Origin of the sequence: Rhizobium viscosum, assembly GCF_014873945.1 — a bacterium.
Classification (GTDB): Bacteria; Pseudomonadota; Alphaproteobacteria; order Rhizobiales; family Rhizobiaceae; genus Rhizobium; species Rhizobium viscosum.
Genome location: NZ_JADBEC010000003.1, coordinates 343,606 through 365,306, shown reverse-complemented (window position 1 = coordinate 365,306; position 21,701 = coordinate 343,606). Strand labels below are relative to the sequence as shown.

The following is a 21,701-nucleotide window of genomic DNA, read 5'->3' as shown; positions in this document are numbered from 1 at the left end:
CGCGTGGGTGTGTTTAATCGTCAGAAAACCAATACGGAGCCGCGATGGCTGGGGCCGTCGGCGACGATACGTACGCCGCTGATACCCTCCATTTCGGCTGCCCGCTGGCTGCTTGTGCTCGTTGCCGCAGCCGGCGTCTATTTCTTCTATGGCTTCGTCGTGCCGGTGCTCGCAGCCCTCGTCATCGGCTTTGCGAGCTGGCCGCTTTACCGCAAACTGGTCGCCCGTGTCGGCGGCAATACGACGATCGCCGCGACGATCGCGATTGTCCTCATCGTCACCTTCCTCGTCATTCCGATCAGCCTTGCGGTTGCCTATACGACCGGTGAAGTGCGCACTTGGGTGGCATGGGCAATCCACGCCAACCGCTTCGGGGCGGAGACGCCGCAATGGATCATCGCGCTCCCGCTCGCTGGCTCCTATCTCGATGAACTCTGGACGAAATATATCGGCAGCCCCGGCGCCATGGGTGAGCTCATCCAGGCAGTTAGCGGCGCCCATATCGGCAACATCTACCGCGCAGTTCTGGCGGCGGGCGGCGGTGCCTTCCACCTGTTCCTGACGCTGCTTTTCATGCTGATTGCGCTGTTCTTCGTCTATCGCGACGGGTTCTCCTTCTCCAAGCAGATTGACATGCTCGGCGAGCGCATTCTGCCGAACCGTTGGGAGCGTATTTCTCGCGTCGTGCCTGCGACCATCAGCTCGACGGTCATGGGCATGACGCTGATTGCCATTGGCGAAGGCATCGTGCTCGGTGTCGCCTATTGGATCGCTGGCGTTCCCTCGCCTGTCACGCTTGGTGTGCTGACCGGCGTCATGGCGCTGATCCCCGGCGGAGCACCGCTCTCCTTCACGCTCGTATCCGTCTATTTGCTGGCCAGCGGCTCGCATGTCGCCGGTATCGGCCTCTTCGTCTGGGGCACGGTCGAACTCTTCATTGTCGACAAGACGCTGCGCCCCAAGCTTGTCGGCGGGCCGATCAAGCTGCCGTTCCTGCCGACCTTCTTCGGTCTCGTCGGCGGCGTGAAGACGATGGGCTTCCTTGGCCTCTTCATCGGCCCGGTCCTGATGGCGCTGCTGGTCGCGATCTGGCGCGAATGGATACATGAGGTCCGCACCGCCGATGCAGGGCCACAGGTGATCCTTGACGAGCAGGCGCCGCCTGTGCAGCGTGCGGCCGACGGCTGATATCCCGCCAGAAAAGATGATCAGGCCGTTAGCCGTTTTTCCATGAAGAGGCTCAGCGGATCCGGCTGATAGGAGCCAAAAGGCTCGATCTCGATATATCCGTATTTCCTGTAGAGGCTGATCGCTTCCGGCTGATAGATACCGGTCTCTAGGCGGATTGCGTCGAGACCCTTCCCTCTGCCGATCTCCTCCAGTCGGTCCATCAGGCGGCTGGCGATCTTCAGGCCCCTCGCCTCGGGATCGACAAACATGCGCTTGACCTCGGCCGTCCCGTCGCCTGCCTCCACCAACGCGCAGCAGCCGACGATCTCGCCGCCGTTGCGCGCCACGAGGAAGCTCACCGATGGCTTTTCCAGTGTGGAGATATCGACGAGGTGGTTGCTCTCGGGCGGATAGAGCGACTGCGCATAGGCATCCGAGAGATCGAGAAGGCGGATCACGCCGTCCTGACGCGGCGGTTCAAGGGCGATGGTGACGGACATTCTCACTCCTTTTCCGGTACAGGGCGCAATTTTTCGCCGATATGACGAAAAGTTAGTGTCGCTGCCTTCATTCCGTTGGAATTGCGCTTTCGAAGATGGTGACATGCTCAATAGCCATGGAGCCAGAATATGCAAGCCGTCCTCATCGCCATGACGATCCTCGGTTGCGATGATTCCGTCAGCCAGTGCAATTACGTCGCCACGGTCGACAAGCACTGGGAAACCGTCGTCGCCTGCGATGCCGAGGCCGAACAGCGGCTGAAGACTTATGCCAATGCCAGCTATCCGACCGTCATCGCCGTCTGCGAGGCGCCGAAGTCGCTTGCCGCCGCCGAACCGGCTAAGCCGGCGCGTGCTGCACCAGAAACGCCCGAAGTAACCGAGCAGCGAGATGGCCTTGGCGGTTTCGTGGACAATATCGCCGAGCGTGTTCGCGCCAAGCTGCCTTCCGGCCATGATGTGAAGAACACCCTGGCGAAGCCATTGCATTTCGTCTCTGCGAGCTATTCCTGGGCCGCGGCCCGCTTTACCGATTAAGCGGCCGCAAGCGACGCATAGACCCGGGCCGACCGGCGCTGCTCGGCCACATGCAACTTCTCGACCATATCGAGCAGTTCACCGACGGTGTCATGCTGCCCTATCCGGCTATGGAATTTCTGAAGCAGGCGTCCGCAAATGCTGCCGAGCAACGAGCCCGATGTCTTGCGTGAAGCCTCACGCCAGAGGAAGGTCGCTTCCACGAAGATGATGCTGATATCGCGCGGCAGGCCTGCCGATTCATAAAGCGCGCGCACCGCATGCATGCGGCCGGTGGCGAGGATTGCCCGCACGCGCCGATCGCTGCAGCCGGACAGGTTGACGATGGCGCAGGCGAAGAACTCCACTTTGCCGCAGCACAGCGCATGCATGAGGAACGACGGCGTTAGACGGTCGTTTAGGCGAAGATGTTCGACGAGATCTGGCACTTCGATCGGCGCGATATCGCCGGCGATGGAAATGATCGCCGCTTCCGTCGCCTCGCGGCTGATGCGCTGCAGCCTCTGTAGGCCGATTGCCGCTTGCGCCAGCGGCAGGCCGACCAGCGCATTGCTGACATGTTGCGTCAGAAGCTGACGGGCATCGGCCGGCAAGTCGATGCGGTCGAGAAGCAGGTTTCTGATGTCGCCGACATCGCCGAGCCGTTCGGCAATCCGCTTGAGGGATTGGGCGGAAATCGAGGCGCCGTCATTTTCGAGCAGGCAGAGAATTTCATCTTCGTCGCCGACTTCGGCAAGTGCCGCCGATACCGGACGTGTCACATGGGCGCGCGCCGCAATCAGCATGCGCGTTGCGCCGCTGCCGCGTGCCGCAAGATCGACGAGATCAGCATCGGTCAGGATCGGCGAACAGGTCACCGCGTGGCAGGCGATCTCCGGCTGGTCTTCGGCGAGCGAAAGAATGATGTTGCGCGGCGCATGTGGCGCCCAGGCAATCGCTTCGGCGAGCGCAAGCCGCACACGCGGCGACGGATCGTCGAGCAGGTAGGTCATCGCCTTTTCAGCCGCGTCGCGCCGCTCGTCCGACATTTCGGATTTGAGATAGACGCGTCCCAGAGCACTTGCAGCGGCCGCCCTGTCAGCCGTCTTGGCCGTTTCGGCCCAACGAAGAAATGCCTCTATGATCACAACCACGCCCCAGCAAACGCGATTCCTTCGCGTCTCATTCAATACAGAGACGGTAGCCGGAAAAAGTTTATGATTGGTTCACCATATTTGTTAGGATTTGCGCGGCCTTACGCGGAAAACCGTCAGACTTTCGGCCTGAACATTTCGAAGACCTCGCTGCCTTCGCAATAGTCCATGTAGCCCATGCGTGCGACCGGCCGCGCCAGCGCCTCATCGAACCGGCCATTGTTGATGATAGCCTCATCGATATGGATGCCGACGACCTCTCCGAAAACGAAGACATTCTCGGTTTCTTCGCCGGAAAGCGTCTTCGGCTCGATGATCTCGGTCACTTTGCATTCCAGTACAGCGAAGGCCTCAGCCACATAGGGCGCGTCGATGAGCTCGGCCTGTTTCGGCGTCAGTCCGGCGAATTCGAATTCGCTCGTTCCGTAAGGCAAGCCGGCTGAGGAAAGGTTCATTTTATCAGCCAGATTGCGGCTGACGAAGTTGCAGGTGAAAACGCCGGTTTCCCTGGCGTTCTTCTGGCTATGCTTGTGCCCGCTCGATGAAAACATCACCAGCTTCGGCTTGTCGGCCACTGCATTGAAAAAGGAATAGGGCGCGAGATTGAGCGATCCGTCTCTGCCCTTGCTGCCGATCCAGCCGATCGGTCGTGGCGCGACGATCGCCTTGAAGGGATCGTGCGCCAGCCCGTGCCGGTTGGTGTCCGTCGTGTAGAACATCAGTCTTCGCCGCCGACCCAGGTCACGGTCTCGGTCAGTTCAGGGCGCGGACGCTCGACGGGTGGGAAGGTGGTCGAGCCGATATGGATGAAGCCGGCGACCTTTTCACCAGGCTGGACGCCGAGCAGCGGATAGGCACGCTCGTCGAAGGCGAACCATTCCGTCAGCCAGTTGGCGACATAGCCATGGGCATTAGCAGCCAGGATGACATTGAGGCACAGCGCGCCCGCAGACATGAGCTGTTCCCATTCCGGGATTTTGAAATGCGGGCCAGCCTTGCTGACGATGCCGACGACGACGGGTGCACGTGTAAAGCGCGTACGCTCCACCTGGATCATCTCCTCCGAGAGATCGGGTTTTGCTTCGAGAGCGAGCTTCAGCAGCTTCTCGCCGAGCTGCACGCGCTCTTCGCCGCGATAGACGATGAAGCGCCAGGGGGCGAGCTTGCCGTGATCGGGAACACGCGATGCAAGGCGCAGGATTTCCTCGATCTCGGCCTTTTCCGGCCCCGGTTCGCACATCTGGAACGCGGGGATGGAGCGGCGCACGGCGAGATAATCGATCAGCTTGATGTCGGATTTCATGCGGGAGAAACTCTCATTTGTATGCAGAGACTGGCCACAGGTCTTGAATTTGCCATGGCATTGGTCTTGAAGTGGACTCTGCGATTTCAGAAGTCAATCGGTTCACGAACAGGATGTCTGGCATTTTGCCTTTTGCACGGATCGGCCTTGCTATTGCCTTGATGATGCTGACGCCGTTTGGCGCTGCCGCTCAGGATGCCTTCAAGGAATTCAAGCAGCTCGAATCGACGCCGAAAATGCCGAAGCTCAACGCCTTCATCGCCCCAGGCTCGGCGCAGGAAGGCGTGCACCTGCGTGACGTCTCCCTGGAGGCCAAACTCACGGCTGATGGCGCGCCTGTGGAAGACGGGCTTTCCTGGTATGTATTCAGTCCCGTCGCTGGAAATGATGGCAAGCTGCCGCTCATCGCCAGCTCTCGTGGCGGCACCGCAGCCTTCCAGCTCGCTGCCGGCGACTATTTTGTCAACGTTTCCTTCGGCCGCGCCGGCGTCACCAAGAAGCTGACGGTGCCGGATGAAGGCGAGGTCGACAAACAGGTCATGGTGCTCGATGCTGGCGGCCTGCTGCTTAATGCCGTCTCCGGCTCCGACGTCCGCATTCGACCCAACCAGCTAAGCTTTTCGATCTACTCCGCGGAGATCCGCGACGACGGCGAGCGCGGCCTTGTCATGGCCGATGTGCCGCCGAATACGGTCGTGCGCCTCAATGCCGGCACCTATCACATCGTTTCCGAATACGGCAACGTCAACGCCAGCATCCGCGCCGATATCCAGGTCGAGGCCGGCAAGCTCACCGAAGCGACGATCCAGCACAGGGCGGCACAGATCAATTTCAAGCTGGTGTCGGAAACCGGCGGCGAAGCGATTGCCGATACGGCCTGGTCGATCCTGACGGCAGCAGGCGACAGCGTCGGCGAAAGTGTGAGCGCATTTCCGACCATGGTCCTGTCGGAAGGTGAATATACGGCGGTCGCCCGCAACAAGGACAAGATCTATCAGCGCGACTTCACGGTCGCTGCCGGTGTCAATACCGATGTCGAAGTGCTGATGAAGGACCTGCAGGCCCAGCAGCCGATTGCCCCCGCCGCCACGGCCGTACCGCCGGGACAGACCGCCGCCGGCCCGAAGGGTGTGCCTCAGCCTGGCGGCGAGATCCCGCCGCAGCCGCCCTTGCCATCATACGAAGACCTGCAGAACGGTGGCGACGGCGCCAGCCTCGACTGACGCCGCATCCGGAGTATCAGGGAATTCTCAGCTTGCGCGCTTGAGGAAGACCTTCTTCTTCGGCGCCATCGAGAAGACGGCGTCAAAGAGACGGGCGAGCAGGTCCTTGCGATCGCTGCCGCTGCTCAATTCCTCCCAGGATAATACGCTGCCAACATGCGCAATGATCGTGCTGCCTGAGAGACGGCGAAATTCGCGGATCAGCAGCGATAGGCGCAGCGTCATCGAAACCCGGCTGGCGAGATGGAAGAGCCGGCCGTTCTGGCCTTCGAAATAGATCGGCAGCACGCTAGCGCGCGCCGCCTGGATGAGCTTGGCCGGGAACATTTTCCAAGGAAGGTCCTCGGCGCGGCCGAAACCCTTCTTGGCGGTGGCGACACCACCGGCCGGGAAAACCACGATCGTCGTACCTTCCTTCAGCAGGCGAACGGCCTCGTGACGGCTCTTCATGTTCATCGCCATCGCTTCCTTTGTCTCCTCGAAGGAGATCGGCAGCGAATAAGGGGCCATTTCCGGCACCTTCAGGAGATCATTGTGAATCAGCACCCGGAACGGGCGGCCAAGCTGCTCGGCAAGCGCCAGCACTGCAATGCCGTCGCCGATGCCGAAAGGATGGTTCGCGACGATAACGATCGGCTCGTTCGGTACCGGCTCAAGCGGCCAGCTGCCCTTCACATTGATCTCAACATCGATGAGATCGAGCATCTTGCCGAAGACGCGGTCGCTCTTGCCGACGATATCGCTGCGCCAGATATCATAGAGCCGTACATAGCGGTCACGGCCCGAAAGCCCCTCGATGGAGCGGATGAGCCAGCGCTTGAAGCGTGGATCCCGTTCATTCGCGTAGGAAAGCTCTTTGAAGCGCACTCGAATGCCTGCCGGGATGAAACCCGTCCCCTGTTTTGTGGCGGCTATATTACTGTTGCATGTCAGATTTCTGACAGCGCCGAGCAGATCAATGCCGGGCGCTGTCCTTATCCAAAAGCAATTTTCAGGCGGCTTTCGCCTTCTTTGCCTCGAGCTTACGACGGATATCGGGCGCAGTCGCCTCCAGGGCAAGGCTTTCGATTGCCGAATCCAACGACATCGATGTCTGCTCCTGGCTGCCGAGGCGGCGGATATTGACCGTGCGCTCTTCCGCTTCCTTCTTGCCGCAGACGATAATGACGGGAACTTTCGTAACGGAATGTTCGCGGATCTTGTAATTGATCTTCTCGTTACGGAAGTCAGTCTCGACATGCAGTCCGGCGTCGCGCAGCGCATCGGCCACTTCCTGGCCGTAAGCGTCGGCTTCAGACGTGATCGTCGCAACGACGACCTGCAGCGGCGATACCCACAGCGGCAGATGGCCGGCGAAGTTCTCGATCAGGATGCCGAGGAAACGTTCCATCGAGCCGCAGATGGCGCGGTGGATCATGACGGGCTGTGTCTTCTCGGAATTGCTGTCGATGTAAAAGGCGCCGAAGCGTTCCGGCAGGTTGAAGTCGACCTGCGTCGTGCCGCACTGCCATTCGCGTCCGATCGCGTCCTTCAGCGTATATTCGAACTTCGGTCCGTAGAAAGCGCCCTCGCCTGGCAGGATGCCGGTCTTGATGCGCCCCTCGGACTGCGCCTCGATCGTCTTCAGCACGTCGGTCATGACGGCTTCCGCACGATCCCAGAGCGCATCGGAGCCAACACGCTTGTCCGGACGGGTCGAAAGCTTGACGACGATTTCCTTGAAGCCGAAATCTTCATAGACCGACAGGATCAGGTCGTTGATCTTCAGGCATTCCGCCGCCATCTGCTCATCGGTGCAGAAGATGTGCGCGTCGTCCTGCGTGAAGCCGCGCACGCGCATCAGCCCGTGCAGCGCGCCCGAAGGCTCGTAACGGTGCACCAGGCCGAATTCCGCCATGCGGATCGGCAGTTCGCGGTAGGACTTCAGGCCATGCTTGAAGATCTGCACGTGACCGGGGCAGTTCATCGGCTTCAGCGCAAAGACGCGATTGTCCGCTTCCTTGTCTTCGGGATGCGTCATCGCATGCGCCGATTTCACCGCGAACATGTTCTCCTGATACCAGCCCCAGTGCCCAGAGGTTTCCCAGAGCGAAGTGTCGAGCACCTGCGGCGCGTTGACTTCTTCATAATCGACAGCGAGCCGGCGACGCATGTAGGAAACCAGAGACTGGAAGATGCGCCAGCCCTTGCCATGCCAGAAGACGACGCCCGGGCCTTCTTCCTGGAAATGGAACAGGTCCATTTCGCGGCCGAGCTTGCGGTGGTCGCGCTTTTCGGCTTCCGCCAGCATGTGCAGGTAATTGTCGAGATCGGCCTGCTCGGCCCATGCCGTGCCGTAGATACGCGACAGCATGGCGTTATTGCTGTCGCCACGCCAATAGGCGCCGGCAACCTTCATCAGCTTGAAGGCGCTGCCGATCTGGCCGGTGGAGGCCATGTGCGGGCCACGGCAAAGGTCGAACCATTCGCCCTGATTGTAGATCTTCAGATCCTGGCCTTCGGGGATCGCGTCGACGAGCTCGACCTTGTACTGCTCGCCCTTGGCGGCGAAAACTTCCTTGGCCTTCTCGCGCGACCAGATCTGTTTGGTGAAGGGCGCGTTGCGGGCAATGATCTCCTTCATCTTCTTTTCGATCTTGGGCAGGTCGTCGGGCGTAAACGGCTCGTTCTTGGCGAAATCGTAGTAGAAGCCGTTCTCGATCACGGGACCGATCGTCACCTGCGTACCGGGCCACAGTTCCTGCACGGCCTCGGCCATCACGTGCGCTGCGTCATGCCGGATGAGTTCCAGCGCGCGGCCGTCCTTACGCGTGATGATCTCGATCTTGCCGTCGGTTACGGCATCGGAAAGGTCGCGCACAGTGCCGTCGATCGCAATGGCGACGGCGCTCTTGGCAAGCGACTTGGAAATGGATTCGGCGACATCCTTGCCGGTCGCGCCAGCTGGGAAACTGCGCACCGAACCATCGGGAAATGTCAGGGAAACGGATTGGGACATTGAAATTCTCCTTGTCCAGTCCCGCCAACGAATGCGGGTGGTTGAAACGGAGCGTCATCCTTAGCGGATGCGCAGCCGCCTGATACTGATATTTGCTGTCTGAGTAAAGAAGAACCCGGCTTAAAGAACCATTTCGAAAAGGCCGCGCACGGTGTTCCAGTTGCGCATTGTTCCCACACCCATGCGCTTGGTGGTGAGTGCCGACAGCAGCTTCGATTGGCTCGGCTTGCCGTGGAAATCGATCCAGAGATCGCAACCGATCAGCTTCATCCGCTGCCCCTCGGCAAGAAGCGGCTTCAGCGCTTCCACTTTTTCCGGATCGATCGGCAGGCGGTTGACGCGCACGATTACCTGATCGCCGACGCCGTCCTTGAAGGGATTGGCGCTGCACAGTGCCATCCAAGTGCAGTCGCTGCGCACGATGATATCGACATGCTTGCCGAACTTTTCCTCAAAAGCCTCTTCCAGCTGCTCTTCGACTTCATGCGGCCGCATGTCGTCCGCCTCGAAAACGAGGTTGCCGGTGGAAACCAATGTGCGGGGATCGCGATAGCCGAGCTCTTTGGCAAGCGTGCGTAGATCCTCCATGATGACGCGTCGCTCGGAGGTCAGGACGATGCTGTGCAGAAGTGCGATGAAGGTACACACCTTATGCCTCCTTTCGCCCGAGCGCGAAATAGCGCCAGGGCGTGAACCAGCGATAACGCATTGCAAGATGTTCCGGCACCGGGTCGAGCCCGCTCGTGCCACCGGGACCGCAGCGTCCGACGCGAAAGAGCGTCATCCAGCCTCCGGCCCAGAGCCCGTGGCGGGCGATCGCCTCATAGCCGTATTCGGAACAGGTCGGGATATGCCGGCAGGAATTGCCGACGAAGCCGGAAAGCGTCAGCTGATAGAGGCGGATGAGCCCCATGCCGAAAAGGCGGTCAGGCGTCTTGCTGAAGGGACCAGTGTAATTTCGTGAAAATCTCTGCGGCGACTGGGCACGAGGCTTCGGCGCGGCGGCACCACCCTCGTCTTCCTCCTCCTCACGCAGCAGACAGAATTCGCACATAGTTCACGCCTCGACGACTTCGGCGCGTTTCGCCTCTATCTGGCTGATGGCGTCAACGACGGCATCGAAGGTCAACATGGTGGAGGCGTGACGCGCCTTGTAATCACGCACGGGAAGAAGATAGCGCATGTCGGCGAACCGTCCATCCGGTCCCTCGCCATCCGCCTTCAGCATGGCGAGCATATCCTCTCGCGCCCTGCGCACTTCGTCTGATGTCGCGCCGACGACATGGCGGGCCATGATCGAGGAGGACGCCTGGCCGAGCGCACAGGCCTTCACGTCATGCGAAAAGGCGCTGATCGTATCGCCATCCATTTTCAGCCAGATGCGCACTTTCGAACCGCACAGTCTCGAATGCGCCTGGGCGGTCCCATCCGCGTCATCAAGCGTGCCGATCAGAGGAATATTGCCGGCAAATTCGAGGATTTTGCTGTTATAGATGTCGTCCATGACGGATTTGGCTCCAAAAACGCCTAAAAGAGACGCTAATTCCTATGTGATTGTCGTGTAAACAAAAAACACACAGTCAAACGACAACATACTTACATACCAGGGTCGTCTTCCTATATGTATGTCGTTCGAGGGTCATCGAAATGCAATGGCCCTGAATAACTTTGATTGGGAAACCAATAAGTTTGCCAATTGAGTTTGATTGGGAAACCGTGCCGGAAGGGTTCGAGAAAGCGAACCTGGAAAGCCCCGGAGCCTGCCAAAGGTGCAAGAATTCCCGCTTGGGGTACCAGTGGCTAGTCCGAATACGGTCCGCGTTGCGGGCCAGGAGACCATTGAATATGGACGCCATCGTCAAGAATTTTCCGCATACCGTCCGTGAAACCGATCGTCCCTCCCAGCAGGAGGCAGAGGACGCCGTTCGCGTGCTGCTGCGCTGGGCCGGCGACGATCCGTCGCGCGAAGGCCTGCTGGATACGCCTGCCCGTGTCGCCAAGTCCTATCGCGAGCTCTTCGCCGGTTACGAAATGAGCCCGGAAGACGTGCTCGGCCGGACCTTCGAGGAGGTTGCCGGTTACGACGACATGGTGCTGGTGAAGGACATTCCCTTCTTCTCTCACTGCGAACATCACATGGTGCCGATCATCGGCAAGGCGCACGTCGCCTATATGCCGGACGGACGCGTTCTCGGCCTTTCCAAGATCGCCCGCGTCGTCGAAATCTACGGTCGCCGCCTCCAGACGCAGGAAACGATGACCTCGCAGATCGCCAAGGCCATCGACGAAACGCTGCGTCCGCGCGGCGTTGCGGTCATGATCGAGGCCGAACATATGTGCATGGCCATGCGCGGCGTTCAGAAGCAGGGCTCGACCACATTGACGACAACCTTTACAGGAACGTTCAAGACTGAACCGGCCGATCAGGTCCGATTCATGACAATGGTTAGGGGCCGCTGATACCGGCTCCCTCAGGAGGGCCGCGATGAGTGAACTGATTTTCAATCAGCCATCGGACGATAAATCCGAGCTGGAGGACGCCGGCGATTTTACGCCGCGCTTCGATGATCGCGGCCTGATCACAGCCATCGTCACCGATGCCGGCGACGGCGAATTGCTGATGGTCGCTCATATGAACGCCAATGCGCTGGCGCTGACCATCCAGACCGGCATCGCCCACTATTTCAGCCGCTCGCGCGGAAAGATCTGGAAGAAGGGCGAAACCTCGGGCAACCTGCAGACCGTCAAGGAAATCCGCACCGATTGCGACCAGGACGCAATCTGGCTGAAGGTCGAGGTCGCCGGCCATGATGCGACCTGTCACACGGGCCGCCGCTCCTGCTTCTATCGCACCGTCACCCTGGAGGATGGAAAGCCCATGCTGACCATCGTCGATGACGACCTGCATTTCGATCCCAAGGATGTGTACGGAAAATAGACTGAATCCCCGTCGCCTGCCCCTTATTGCGACGCAAGTCGCTTCCATATACCCTTTGGAAAGGGTTTGGGGCTGTTAATGGGAACCCGAGTGTTCTGCCGGGAGGGAGGAACGCCATGCTGGGCTGGAATATGCATCGTCAAAGCGCCGAGGGCGGAGGTTCTGCCACAACAGCGCTCCAGGATAGGGCAATTCCCCCAGTCGAGACCTCATCGGAAAAGAAAGCAAAGCTTGCCCTGGCGCTCGGCGGCGGCGCAGCCCGCGGCTGGGCGCATATCGGTGTGCTGCGTGCGCTCGATGAAGCCCGCATCGAGATCGGCATGATCGCGGGCACATCGATCGGCGCGCTCGTCGGCGGCTGCTATCTCGCCGGCAAGCTCGACGAGCTGGAAAATTTCGCCCGTTCCCTCACCATGCGCCGCATCGCAAGCCTTCTCGACCTGACGATCGGCGGCTCCGGTCTCTTCGGGGGCATGCGGCTGACCAAGCGCATGCAGGAACATTTGGAAGGACTGACGATCGAGGAGCTCGACCGGCCCTTCGTCGCCGTCGCGGCAGAGGTCAACACAGGCCACGAAGTCTGGATCGCCAACGGCTCGCTGATCACCGCGATCCGCGCTTCCTATGCCCTGCCCGGCATTTTCGAGCCGGTACGCAGTAATAACCGCACATTGGTCGATGGCGCGCTCGTCAATCCCGTGCCGGTTTCCGTCTGCCGCAGCTACGAGCAGCCGCTCGTCGTCGCCGTCAATCTCAATTATGATCTCTACGGCCGCTCCGCTGTCGTCCGCCACAATGCCAGCCTATCGCCCGCCGAAGTGCAGCAGCAGAAGCAGGCTCCCTATTCCGCGCGTATGGGCATGACCGGCGTCATGGTGCAGGCCTTCAACATCATCCAGGATCGTATCGCGCGGGCCCGGCTTGCCGGCGACCCGCCGGACATTTCGCTGCAGCCGCGACTGTCGGATATCGGTCTTTCGGAATTCCATCGTGCGGGGGAAGCCATCGAACGTGGCTATGAGGAAGCCCGGGCAAGGCTGCCCGAGCTGCAGCGTATGCAGGAACTCTACGGCAGGCACCCCTAGTGCCTAGCGAAAAGCGTCGTTCCCTTAGCTTGCAATATAAGCCTTAATCTCTTCGGCCTCGCGCTCGACTTCGGCGATGCGTGATTTCACGACGTCACCGATCGAAATGATGCCTGCAAGCTTGCCGTTGGCTTCCACTGGAACGTGGCGGAAACGCTTGCTGGTCATCAGCTCCATGAGCTCGTTGACCGAGGTCTGCTCGTTGCAGCGGAGGACCTTCGAGGTCATGACGGAAGAAAGCGTCTGATCGAGCCCGTCCTTGCCGGACTTGGCGATGACATGCACGAGATCGCGCTCGGTGAACATGCCGGAAATCTTGTTTTCCATGCCGACGACGACGATCGCGCCGATCTTCTTTTTGCTGAGAATCGCAGCCGCTTCCGCAACCGTGGTATTCGGCCCGGCGGTGACGACGTCACGACCCTTCAGATCGAGTATTGCCTTGACGGAACTGGCCATTTGTACCTCCCATGGCGAAAGTGAAACACTTGTCGGGAACACAGGCTCCGCGGAGGTTCTCCTCCCAACGCGGATTGATCAATGGTGCACTGCTTGGGTCAGGATTGCAACTCGTCGTCAGGGCGGGGCACGGGTTCTTCAGGCAGTTTCCGGTCGAAGAACGCGAAAAGGAAGAAGCCGAAGACGAAACCGCCGATATGTGCATCCCAGGCAATCTCCTGGCTGCCGTCGCCGACGAGCGGGATGCCGACGGCGATCAGCGCATTGCCGACCAGCCATAACAGCGTGAAGATGATCACCGTGCGGCTCTGCATCGCCTGTAGCACCGACAGTCGCGGATTGAGATGCGCGGGGCGGACCATCTGCCGCCCGGAAGGGAAGGCAAAGCGGCAGGCCGCGCCCATGAGGCCCGAGACCACACCCGATGCACCGATGAGCAGCCCTTCACTCCCCCAGTTCAGGGCCGCATGCAGCGCTGCCGAGGCGACAGAGGAGAGAATCCAGAAGATGATGAAGCGGAACGTGCCGATGCGGCGCACCACCGGCGCGCCAAAGGCCATCAGCCAGAGACCGTTGAAGACGATATGCTCAATGCTTCCGTGCAGTAGCGAATAGGTGACCGGCGTCCAGTAGAGCTGCGGCCCCTGCTCAGCAAGCGAAACGGCATAGCGCAACGGGATGAAGCCGAAGTTGAACAGAAACCAGGAAAGCCCGTCGGGAGACAGTAGCGACTGCCCGGCGTAGATCAGGATCAGAAGCAGGAGCGTGGTAAACAGCGCGGGCGGAAGATTGAAAACCGGTTGACGTGGCGGCCGGGCCGGCGGTTCGGGCCGTGAAGGCTGGAATGCCTGATCAGGCCCGGACGTCTGTTCGTTCATGCTCATCTCGCCTCATTGGAGGCCACAGCCATACAGGAGCCGGCATCAAAAAAAAAGCCGTCCGGATTTGGCCGGACGGCTAGCCAGGGCTCCCCGAAGGATGACCCCTCCCCTGGCAGTCTTTGTGCAGAACTTCACTGTTCGAAGTGATGGAGAGACGGTCTCATGGCGGGCCCCCGCACTCAAGCAAAACCCTTTCTTAACCTTAACTCGCCGGATTTGGCATGAAATCCGCAAGGTAGAAGGTGAAGGGGCGAAAACCGCGCCCTAATGAACCGAAATGAGACACTGCCATGCGCCTTCAGATCACGATCGACATATTCGACTACTGGAATGCTCTGCGCGGCGGGCGGGATGCCCCGCTGAAATCGCAGATCGAGCCCGGCGCGATCCCTCATCTCCTGTCGAGCCTCTTCATCTTGGAGACCGAGGCGGACCGGCATATCCGCTTCCGCCTCGCCGGCACAAAGATCTGCGATCTCTTCGGCCGCGATCTGCGCGGCGAGCGTTTCTCCGCCCTCTGGGCCAACGGCCAGCATGAGGATATCGAAAGAACGGCGCAGGGCGTCATGACTCACGCCATCCCAACGCTTTTCAACGCGACGGGCTACAGTACCGCCGGCCATCACGCAGCCTTCGAGATCATCATGATGCCGCTGCGTTCGCCCGAAGGCGGCTGCGACCGCTTGCTCGGTGCCATCGCGCCTGCCACTGCTGCAAGCTGGCTGGAGATCGTGCCGCTGGAACTTCTCGCCCTCGATCGCAGCCGGCTGCTGCACGACAAGTTCGGCCGCATGGCCGAGGCTGAACCGCGTCGCCCTGTCGAGGTCGCCGCTGAAAAACAGGCCACGTTCGGCCGGGCCATGCTGCGCGCCATGTCGCATTTCCTGCATGGGGCAGCCGCCCGCTGACCGCTTCATTTTGGGTCGCCGCCCATAGTACTTTAGGGTTATGCGGCGGCTCGTTCCACAACCTTCTGTTAAGGGATTGCGGGTAAGGATTGGGCTTAGAGATTTCATAAAGAAGCCCTTTGATGCACTCGTTCCAGCCCGCTCAGACGCACCGGCCTGCGCCGCGCCCAGAACAGGGAGTGTTCCAGCGCGTGCCCATCAATATGCAGGGCCGACTGATGCTTGCGAACTACGAGGAATTCGAGTGCATGGTGATCGATATGTCGCCCGGCGACATGTATGTCACCTGCGCTGGCCGCCCGCGCGCCAATGAACGCATCGTCGCCTATATCGACCATCTCGGCCGCGTCGAAGGCCATGTACAGACCGTCGATATGCGCGGCTTCACCATGTCGATCAACGCCACCGAGCGCAAGCGCGAGAAACTCGCGGCCCAGCTCACCTGGCTTGCCAACAAACACGAGCTCGGCCTGCCGGAAGATCGCCGTCATGATCGTCTGACCCCGCGCGAGACCAAGACCGACCTCACGCTTGAAGACGGCACACGCTACATCTGCCGCATCATGGACCTTTCGCTCTCGGGCGCTGCCGTCGATTGCGAAGTGCGCCCGCCGCTCGGCACGCCTGTTCGTCTCGGCAACATGCGCGGTCGCGTCGTTCGCCATTTCTCGGAAGGCGTTGCGATCGAATTCCTGTCGGTCCAGTCGCGCGAGACACTTCGCGAATTTCTCTGAAGCAAATCCAGCAAAAGTGTGCAGCGGTTTTGCGTTCAGAATTGCGTAAAGCAAAAAAGCAAATCCAGCAAAAGTGTGCAGCGGTTTTGCGTCCGGTTTCGGGGCTGTCATCCTCATCCTATGCGGCATATGCCGTGGAGTGCCACGTCCGTCATCTATCCGTTACAGACTTGAAGGATACAGCGCGCCTCACCGAAGGGCACCGTCATGTCAGTCCTGTTTCCCGAAATCGAACCTTACGAACATGGCTTGCTCGACACAGGCGATGGCAACCTCGTCTACTGGGAAGCTTGCGGCAATCCTGCGGGCAAGCCTGCGCTCGTCCTGCATGGCGGACCGGGTTCCGGCTGCTCGGCAACGGCACGGCGCTATTTCGATCCTTCAGCCTACCGCATCATCCTCTTCGATCAGCGTAATTGCGGACGCAGCCTGCCGAATGCCGCTGACACTACGACCGACCTCTCCCGCAACACGACTGCCCATCTGATTGAGGACATAGAGAAGCTTCGCGGCCTCCTCGATGTGGAAAAGTGGATCATCTTCGGCAATTCCTGGGGTTCGACGCTGGCGCTCGCCTATGCGCAATCCCATCCGAATCATGTCAGCGGCATAGTCATTGCAGGCGTCACCACGACACGGCGTTCCGAGATCGACTGGCTCTATCGCGGCATGGCGCCGCTCTTTCCCGAGGAATGGCACCGGTTCGGCAAGGCGCTGCCACCGGAACTCCGTGGCATCGACAGGGTGAGCGCCTATCATCAACTCCTCAACGATCCCGAAGAGCAGGTGCGGCTGAAAGCGGCGCGGGACTGGCATGAATGGGAAGCGGCGACAATCCTTCTTGCCGATCCTGCCGGTCTGCCCGGGCGCTGGTCCGATCCACGCTACCTTCTGACGCGCGCCCGCATCATCACCCACTATTTCCGTGAGGGCGCGTGGCTCGAGGACGGCATCCTACTGAAGAATGCCGATCGCCTCGCCGACATCCCCGGCTTTCTCATCCACGGACGCTTCGACATAGAAGCACCGCTTGTCACCGCCTGGGAACTTGCCCGCGCATGGCCGGACGCCGAGCTCATCGTGCTGCCAAAGGCGGCCCATTCTACTGCAAATGCCGATATTGCCGCCGCAATTGTCGCAGCGACGAACAGATTCCGCGATCTCTGATAAAATTATTTTTGCGGCGGAGAATCGGGATGTAAGGCGGAATCGGCTTTCTCCATGGCGATTCCGCCTGTTTGTAGGCTTCAATCGGATATCCGCCGGCCGCCATCCCTACTGCAGCTTGTCGCAGAAATTTACCCGGCTTATTGAAAATCGTTAACAGCCTGTCCGCTTTTCGGCCATTTCCCGCCCAAAAGCCTTTTTCACAAAGCTTCAATTTTAATCGAATTTGCGACGAATGCGTTTTTAATTTTAGTCGTATTCGAGATGGATTTGATTCAAGTTCTCTGCGTATTTGAATCAACTAAGCCATTAATTTGATTGCGTAATTTTGCGTGAGATAAAAACGTCCGTGTCATTGTCGTCCTCATAACGGGGAGACGATAATGTCAATTCGAAATCTACTGAAGAGCGGTCTTCTGGCCGTTGGCATGATAGCGGCAATGGCGGGCGCAGGACAGGCATCACCCGCTAGTATGACGCTTGCAGGCAATGCGAGCCCGCCGATCGGGCACTATGAATTCTGCCAGGCCAATCCGAGTGAATGCGCCTATGCTGGCGGCGATGCCGGCCCGGCGATCCTGACCGAGGATCGCTGGAAGGAGATTCTCAAGATCAACTACACCGTCAACTCCGCCATCCAACCGATGACGGACAAGGAGATCTACGGTGTCGAGGAGCGCTGGGCCTATCCGCGCACTGTCGGCGACTGCGAGGATTTCGCGCTGCTGAAGCGCAAGATGCTGATCGATGCCGGCTTCTCTCCATCAGATACGCTGATAACCGTCGTGCTTCAGCCAAATGGCGAAGGCCATGCCGTGCTGACGGTGCGTACCGATCACGGCGATTTCATTCTCGACAACATGCGCAACAAGGTGCTGCTGTGGTCGGATACCGAATACACCTACCTGAAGCGCCAGTCCGCCGATGATCCGGCCCGCTGGACGAAGCTGCAGGACGGCCGCGCCGTCGCTGTGGGTAGCGTGAAGTAACAGGCATACCGGCCCCGGTCAGTCCCCGCATCCCCGTCCCGACCGGCGCCCAGAGCCGTTCCCGCTGTCCCGGGAACGGCTCGCTTCTTTCGCGGCACTTCCTTTTGGTTGAGTTAACGGCCCGTTAACTCCCGTCACTCCATCCTTGTCTGTAGATTCTTCACCGGCACCGACGACTCGCGTTTTTCCTACGGCGGCCCGATATCCGAGGACGACGATGAGTAATTCTGCCGTGGGCCATCTTGGTGAGCAGCCCCTTCTTTCGACCCGCTTCCTGCTCCGCGTCACGGCGACGATTGCGGTCCTGGCGCTGCTGACGGTTGCGATCAGCATTGCCGGCCGCTGGTTCGGCCGTCACATCTCGCTCGCCGGCAATACTGAAAGCAATGCCGGGATCACGCTCACCATCGGCCTCGACACGGTCGGCCTGCCTGCCAACACGATCCGCTTCCCCAGCGAACGCCGTGATGGCGCAGCAGAACGGGTCGATCTCTATCTCACCTGGCCGGAAATGCAGGGCTATGGCAAGGAAACGCGCCAGCGTTTCGACGACATCGCCCAATCCTCAGGCCTGATTTTCCTTCAGATCACCCAAGGCACGATGTCGCGGGACATGTCAGGCCGGCTGGAGCCGATTTACTCGCACCTGATGGATGGTGCCTCGGAAACATTTGCGCATGGCCTGACGCTGCATCGCTTGCGAGCTGATGCCGGTTACAACGGCGAAGTGCTGCTGACCGCGCCGCGCGAAGGAAGGGCCGATTATGCCGTGCGCTGCGTCCTGCCCTCGTCTGCAGAAATGGCCACCAGCGGCGATTGCCAGCGCGATATCAAGGTCGGCAAGGATTTAAGTGTGCTTTACCGGTTCTCAAGCCGTCATTTGGCCGACTGGGACCATATTGATGCCGCGATCAGGACCTTTGTGGAAACCCGGCTCATGAGCCGGTCTGCAACACTCCGCTAAAATCCCCGCAAATGTCTGAAGAAACGATTCATCATAAACGGATTGGTAACGCTGAACCGGTAGTTTTCCAAGACAGCCGGTTACGCAGTAGGGGGCGCGTGACCCGCCGAACATCCAAAATGCAAGCGAAGAGTGGAATAGTGTCAAGGTCAATTTCCTCCGTATCATCGCCGCGGTCTGCCGGTTTCCTCGCAAAGGTGCTGACGATCCTTTCGATGGCCGTCGCGATCGTCGCGGTCGACTCGGTCAATGCCGAAGCGGAAGCTGCAAATCCGAAATATGCCGGTATCGTCGTCGATGCACGGACGGGAAATGTTCTCTACAGCGAGAATGCCGACCGTCTGCAATATCCGGCGTCGCTCACGAAGATGATGACGCTTTACATGACCTTCGAAGCACTCGAGCAGGGTCGCATCCGCCTCGATACGCCCGTCCCTTTCTCCGCTCACGCTGCCGCCCAGGCGCCGACCAAGCTTGGTGTACGCGCCGGCGGCACGATCACTGTCGAACAGGGTATCCTCGGCCTCGTGACGCTGTCTGCCAATGATGCCGCGACCGCCCTCGGCGAAATGCTCGGCGGTTCGGAAGATCGTTTCGCCCAGATGATGACAGCCAAGGCCCATGCGCTCGGCATGACGCGCACGACCTATCGCAATGCCAACGGCCTGCCGAATACCGCGCAGATGACGACGGCCCGCGATCAGGCTCGCCTCGGCATCGCCCTTCGCCAGCATTTCCCGCAATATTACGGCTATTTCAATACGCGCGCCTTCAAGTTCGGCAATCGCGTGATCCGCAGCCATAACCGCCTCGTCGGTTCCGTGCGCGGCGTCGATGGCATCAAGACCGGGTACACCCGCGCTGCTGGCTTCAATCTGGTCAGTTCGCTGCAGGTCGATGGCAAGTCGATCGTCGGTGTGGTCCTCGGCGGTGCGTCCACCCCTGCCCGCGACTCGCAGATGCGCAGGCTACTCGCCACCTACATGCCGAAGGCTTCCGCCAGCGGCGGCGCGCTTGTCGCCCAGGCGAAGCCGATGCCCGAGATGATCGAAACGCCTGCTCCGGTTTCCCCAGCTAAGGTTGCCCTGGTGGCTGAAAAGAAAACGATATCAGCCAATCAGCCCCTGGTCACGGCAGCCGCTGCCGATCTCGGCCTGCCGCACAAGGGCCCGCTTCCGGACAGCCGTTATCAGACGGCAAGCACCGAAGTTGCCTATGCGGAAACCGCGGCACCCAAGACGGACAATCCCTTGCTGACGCAGCCGATGCCGTCTCCTACCAAGGTAAAGACAGTTGCGATCAAGCAGCGGCAGGAACAGGCTTCCGTCGCCGTGCCGACGCCGGCGCCTGCCTATATACCGCCGGAACAGGGCGACACCTCCGTCGACGAGTTGACGACAGCCTCTACCAAGGCTGCCCCGGCAAAGGAAATTGCCGCCAAGGAAGTGCCGCAGCCAGCCGGCTGGGTCGTCCAGATCGGCGTCTCCTCGAGCCGTGAAATGGCGATGGACCTTCTGGCAAACGCCAAGGCTAAGGGCGGCAAGGCGCTGAGTTCCGCCAAGCCCTTCGCCGTCGCCTATGCCAATGACGGCGATCAAATCTACCGCGCCCGCTTCGGCGGCTTCGATGGCCAGCGTGATGCGGTCAACGCCTGCAAGGCCCTCAAGAAGGCCGGCGTCAAGTGCTGGGCGGCTGCCCAATGAGATATCTGGCGCTGCCTATGACTGATTTGGCGGCGCCCCTGCCTGCCGGCTGCGGTGTTCGCGCTGCCGGCAGTCGATCCTAGTTCGATTTGTATTGCGTACGAGGAAGACGATGTCGATCAACGAGAATGTTCCAAATGCGCCTGTGGGGCGCCGGGCGGTTAGCAAGGGGCGCTCCGGCCTGCATCCGCTGCACGAAGCGGCACTTCGCCTTGCCGAAATCGGCCTGCAGCGCCCGAGGGCGAAATCGCCGAAGACCCGTGATCTCATCAACCTGTTGCTTTGCCACGGTGCGCGCGCCTGGCGCTACTCGCAACCGGAAGCGCATATCCATCTGCACATCACGTCGCCTGACGGCAATTCGCCCGTGATACTGCGCCTGCGATAAGGTGCAGGAAAAGTTCTAAAGTAACCCAAGTTCCGAAAGCTCGCGGCGAAGATCCGCGGGCATTTCCGCAATGCCGGCGCCGAGGCTATCGAGATCGCGCGGCACATCCTCATCAGGGTAATAGCGCCAGCCCTGAAAAGCACGCTTCGGCTGAACCGAGGTTTCGATCACCTCCGGACCAAGCACCAGATGGCAGCGACCGATCCCCTCTCCGTCCGTGAATGTCCTGACGTCAAGAATCTTCTGGCGGGCCTGTACCTGTCCCTTGATCACCCAATAGAGCGAACCGCCGTCGAGCAGTTCTTCCACGCGCTTTGGTACCATTCGGGTCGTGTGGACCGAATGCGGTTCCAGTCCGGCGGCTATGGCGCGCAACGAGCGCTCGGCCACCCATTCGCGCAGGTCTTCGATCGAGTCGCAGCCGACGCAGAGTTTGATGAGATTTAGTGCCATGCTGCCGTTGAAATCCTTTTGATCGGCAGCGTCAAGCGGCTAAAGCATGTCGCGCAAAAGTGTACCGCGGTTTTGCGTCAACGACATGCGTGAAACAAAGCATGTCGCGCAAAAGTGTGCAGCGGTTTTGCGGTAACGACATCTGTAACACAAAGAGCTGAAGCTACG

The 21,701-nt window shown here is 60.0% G+C and carries 24 protein-coding genes and 1 pseudogene; 13 read left to right on the top strand and 12 right to left on the bottom strand.

Going from position 1 to position 21,701, the window contains the following annotated elements; translation table 11 throughout:
• The first annotated feature begins 3 nt into the window (after window positions 1-3).
• Complete coding sequence (locus tag H4W29_RS33865; protein WP_192733206.1) at window positions 4-1,188, top strand: AI-2E family transporter; 1,185 nt, start codon at window positions 4-6, stop codon at window positions 1,186-1,188.
• Window positions 1,189-1,208: 20 nt separating this feature from the next.
• Here the strand turns inward: H4W29_RS33865 and H4W29_RS33860 are convergent, their stop codons facing one another.
• Window positions 1,209-1,670, bottom strand: a complete 462-nt coding sequence (locus H4W29_RS33860) for a GNAT family N-acetyltransferase (RefSeq protein ID WP_192733205.1) — start codon at window positions 1,668-1,670, stop codon at window positions 1,209-1,211.
• A gap of 129 nt (window positions 1,671-1,799) precedes the next feature.
• Between H4W29_RS33860 and H4W29_RS33855 the strand changes: the two genes are divergently transcribed.
• Complete coding sequence (locus H4W29_RS33855) at window positions 1,800-2,207, top strand: hypothetical protein (protein ID WP_192733204.1); 408 nt, start codon at window positions 1,800-1,802, stop codon at window positions 2,205-2,207.
• Here the strand turns inward: H4W29_RS33855 and H4W29_RS33850 are convergent.
• The 3 genes from H4W29_RS33850 to H4W29_RS33840 all read right to left on the bottom strand — a co-directional run bounded on the left by H4W29_RS33850 (window position 2,204) and on the right by H4W29_RS33840 (window position 4,643).
• Window positions 2,204-3,334: a DUF2336 domain-containing protein gene (locus H4W29_RS33850; RefSeq protein ID WP_192733203.1), complete on the bottom strand. Its 1,131-nt coding sequence runs from the start codon at window positions 3,332-3,334 to the stop codon at window positions 2,204-2,206. The two genes, H4W29_RS33855 and H4W29_RS33850, sit on opposite strands and share 4 nt — an antisense overlap.
• A 122-nt stretch (window positions 3,335-3,456) precedes the next feature.
• On the bottom strand, window positions 3,457-4,059 hold the full coding sequence (locus tag H4W29_RS33845) for a flavin reductase family protein (protein ID WP_192733202.1): 603 nt from the start codon (window positions 4,057-4,059) through the stop codon (window positions 3,457-3,459).
• Window positions 4,059-4,643 carry a nitroreductase family protein gene (locus H4W29_RS33840; RefSeq protein ID WP_192733201.1) on the bottom strand — a complete coding sequence of 195 codons (585 nt, stop codon included), beginning with the start codon at window positions 4,641-4,643 and terminating at the stop codon, window positions 4,059-4,061. The genes H4W29_RS33845 and H4W29_RS33840 overlap by 1 nt, the downstream gene beginning before the upstream one ends.
• Window positions 4,644-4,756: 113 nt before the next feature.
• Between H4W29_RS33840 and H4W29_RS33835 the strand changes: the two genes are divergently transcribed.
• Window positions 4,757-5,866 (top strand): RgsD C-terminal domain-containing protein, encoded by a 1,110-nt coding sequence (locus tag H4W29_RS33835; protein ID WP_192733200.1) that lies wholly within the window; start codon window positions 4,757-4,759, stop codon window positions 5,864-5,866.
• A gap of 27 nt (window positions 5,867-5,893) precedes the next feature.
• On the opposite strand, the gene H4W29_RS33830 is transcribed toward H4W29_RS33835, so the two are convergent.
• From H4W29_RS33830 to H4W29_RS33810, 5 genes are all read right to left on the bottom strand, one after another.
• Entirely contained in the window at window positions 5,894-6,733 is an 840-nt protein-coding gene (locus H4W29_RS33830; RefSeq protein ID WP_192733199.1) for a lysophospholipid acyltransferase family protein, read from the bottom strand.
• A 124-nt stretch (window positions 6,734-6,857) separates the two neighbouring features.
• On the bottom strand, window positions 6,858-8,864 hold the full coding sequence (gene thrS, locus H4W29_RS33825) for a threonine--tRNA ligase (protein WP_192733198.1): 2,007 nt from the start codon (window positions 8,862-8,864) through the stop codon (window positions 6,858-6,860).
• Window positions 8,865-8,984: 120 nt separating this feature from the next.
• Window positions 8,985-9,512: a DUF1697 domain-containing protein gene (locus H4W29_RS33820; protein WP_192733197.1), complete on the bottom strand. Its 528-nt coding sequence runs from the start codon at window positions 9,510-9,512 to the stop codon at window positions 8,985-8,987.
• Between the two features lies 1 nt (window position 9,513).
• Window positions 9,514-9,918, bottom strand: a complete 405-nt coding sequence (gene yidD / locus H4W29_RS33815; RefSeq protein ID WP_192733196.1) for a membrane protein insertion efficiency factor YidD — start codon at window positions 9,916-9,918, stop codon at window positions 9,514-9,516.
• A gap of 3 nt (window positions 9,919-9,921) precedes the next feature.
• The gene (locus tag H4W29_RS33810; protein ID WP_192733195.1) at window positions 9,922-10,368 is read right to left on the bottom strand and encodes an iron-sulfur cluster assembly scaffold protein; all 447 of its coding nucleotides are present in this window, start codon (window positions 10,366-10,368) and stop codon (window positions 9,922-9,924) included.
• Window positions 10,369-10,709: 341 nt separating this feature from the next.
• On the opposite strand from H4W29_RS33810, the gene folE reads away from it, so the two are divergent.
• The 3 genes from folE (at window position 10,710) to H4W29_RS33795 (ending at window position 12,887) form a co-directional block, all read left to right on the top strand.
• Complete coding sequence (gene folE, locus H4W29_RS33805) at window positions 10,710-11,324, top strand: GTP cyclohydrolase I FolE (RefSeq protein ID WP_192733194.1); 615 nt, start codon at window positions 10,710-10,712, stop codon at window positions 11,322-11,324.
• A 25-nt stretch (window positions 11,325-11,349) separates the two neighbouring features.
• A complete protein-coding gene (gene hisI, locus H4W29_RS33800; RefSeq protein ID WP_113202608.1) occupies window positions 11,350-11,802 on the top strand; it encodes a phosphoribosyl-AMP cyclohydrolase in 453 nt (150 codons plus the stop codon).
• Window positions 11,803-11,918: 116 nt separating this feature from the next.
• Entirely contained in the window at window positions 11,919-12,887 is a 969-nt protein-coding gene (locus H4W29_RS33795; RefSeq protein WP_192733193.1) for a patatin-like phospholipase family protein, read from the top strand.
• 24 nt (window positions 12,888-12,911) lie between these two features.
• Here H4W29_RS33795 and H4W29_RS33790 read toward each other — a convergent pair whose 3' ends face one another.
• Window positions 12,912-13,346, bottom strand: a complete 435-nt coding sequence (locus tag H4W29_RS33790; protein ID WP_192733192.1) for a CBS domain-containing protein — start codon at window positions 13,344-13,346, stop codon at window positions 12,912-12,914.
• Between the two features lie 98 nt (window positions 13,347-13,444).
• The gene (locus H4W29_RS33785; RefSeq protein ID WP_192733191.1) at window positions 13,445-14,224 is read right to left on the bottom strand and encodes a rhomboid family intramembrane serine protease; all 780 of its coding nucleotides are present in this window, start codon (window positions 14,222-14,224) and stop codon (window positions 13,445-13,447) included.
• Window positions 14,225-14,517: 293 nt separating this feature from the next.
• Between H4W29_RS33785 and H4W29_RS33780 the strand changes: the two genes are divergently transcribed.
• The 7 genes and pseudogenes from H4W29_RS33780 (at window position 14,518) to H4W29_RS33750 (ending at window position 21,080) form a co-directional block, all read left to right on the top strand.
• On the top strand, window positions 14,518-15,135 hold the full coding sequence (locus tag H4W29_RS33780) for a PAS domain-containing protein (RefSeq protein WP_192733190.1): 618 nt from the start codon (window positions 14,518-14,520) through the stop codon (window positions 15,133-15,135).
• Between the two features lie 122 nt (window positions 15,136-15,257).
• Entirely contained in the window at window positions 15,258-15,869 is a 612-nt protein-coding gene (locus H4W29_RS33775; protein ID WP_192733189.1) for a PilZ domain-containing protein, read from the top strand.
• A gap of 207 nt (window positions 15,870-16,076) precedes the next feature.
• Window positions 16,077-17,036 (top strand): prolyl aminopeptidase, encoded by a 960-nt coding sequence (gene pip / locus H4W29_RS33770; protein ID WP_192733188.1) that lies wholly within the window; start codon window positions 16,077-16,079, stop codon window positions 17,034-17,036.
• A gap of 383 nt (window positions 17,037-17,419) precedes the next feature.
• A complete protein-coding gene (locus H4W29_RS33765) occupies window positions 17,420-18,025 on the top strand; it encodes a transglutaminase-like cysteine peptidase (RefSeq protein WP_192733187.1) in 606 nt (201 codons plus the stop codon).
• 203 nt (window positions 18,026-18,228) lie between these two features.
• A pseudogene (locus tag H4W29_RS33760) lies at window positions 18,229-18,989 on the top strand (hypothetical protein).
• A gap of 119 nt (window positions 18,990-19,108) precedes the next feature.
• On the top strand, window positions 19,109-20,692 hold the full coding sequence (locus tag H4W29_RS33755; protein WP_192733185.1) for a serine hydrolase: 1,584 nt from the start codon (window positions 19,109-19,111) through the stop codon (window positions 20,690-20,692).
• Window positions 20,693-20,804: 112 nt separating this feature from the next.
• Window positions 20,805-21,080, top strand: coding sequence for a hypothetical protein (locus H4W29_RS33750; RefSeq protein ID WP_192733184.1), 276 nt, complete (start codon window positions 20,805-20,807; stop codon window positions 21,078-21,080).
• A 15-nt stretch (window positions 21,081-21,095) separates the two neighbouring features.
• Here H4W29_RS33750 and H4W29_RS33745 read toward each other — a convergent pair whose 3' ends face one another.
• Window positions 21,096-21,533 (bottom strand): DUF1489 family protein, encoded by a 438-nt coding sequence (locus tag H4W29_RS33745; protein WP_192733183.1) that lies wholly within the window; start codon window positions 21,531-21,533, stop codon window positions 21,096-21,098.
• Between the last annotated feature and the right edge of the window lie 168 nt (window positions 21,534-21,701).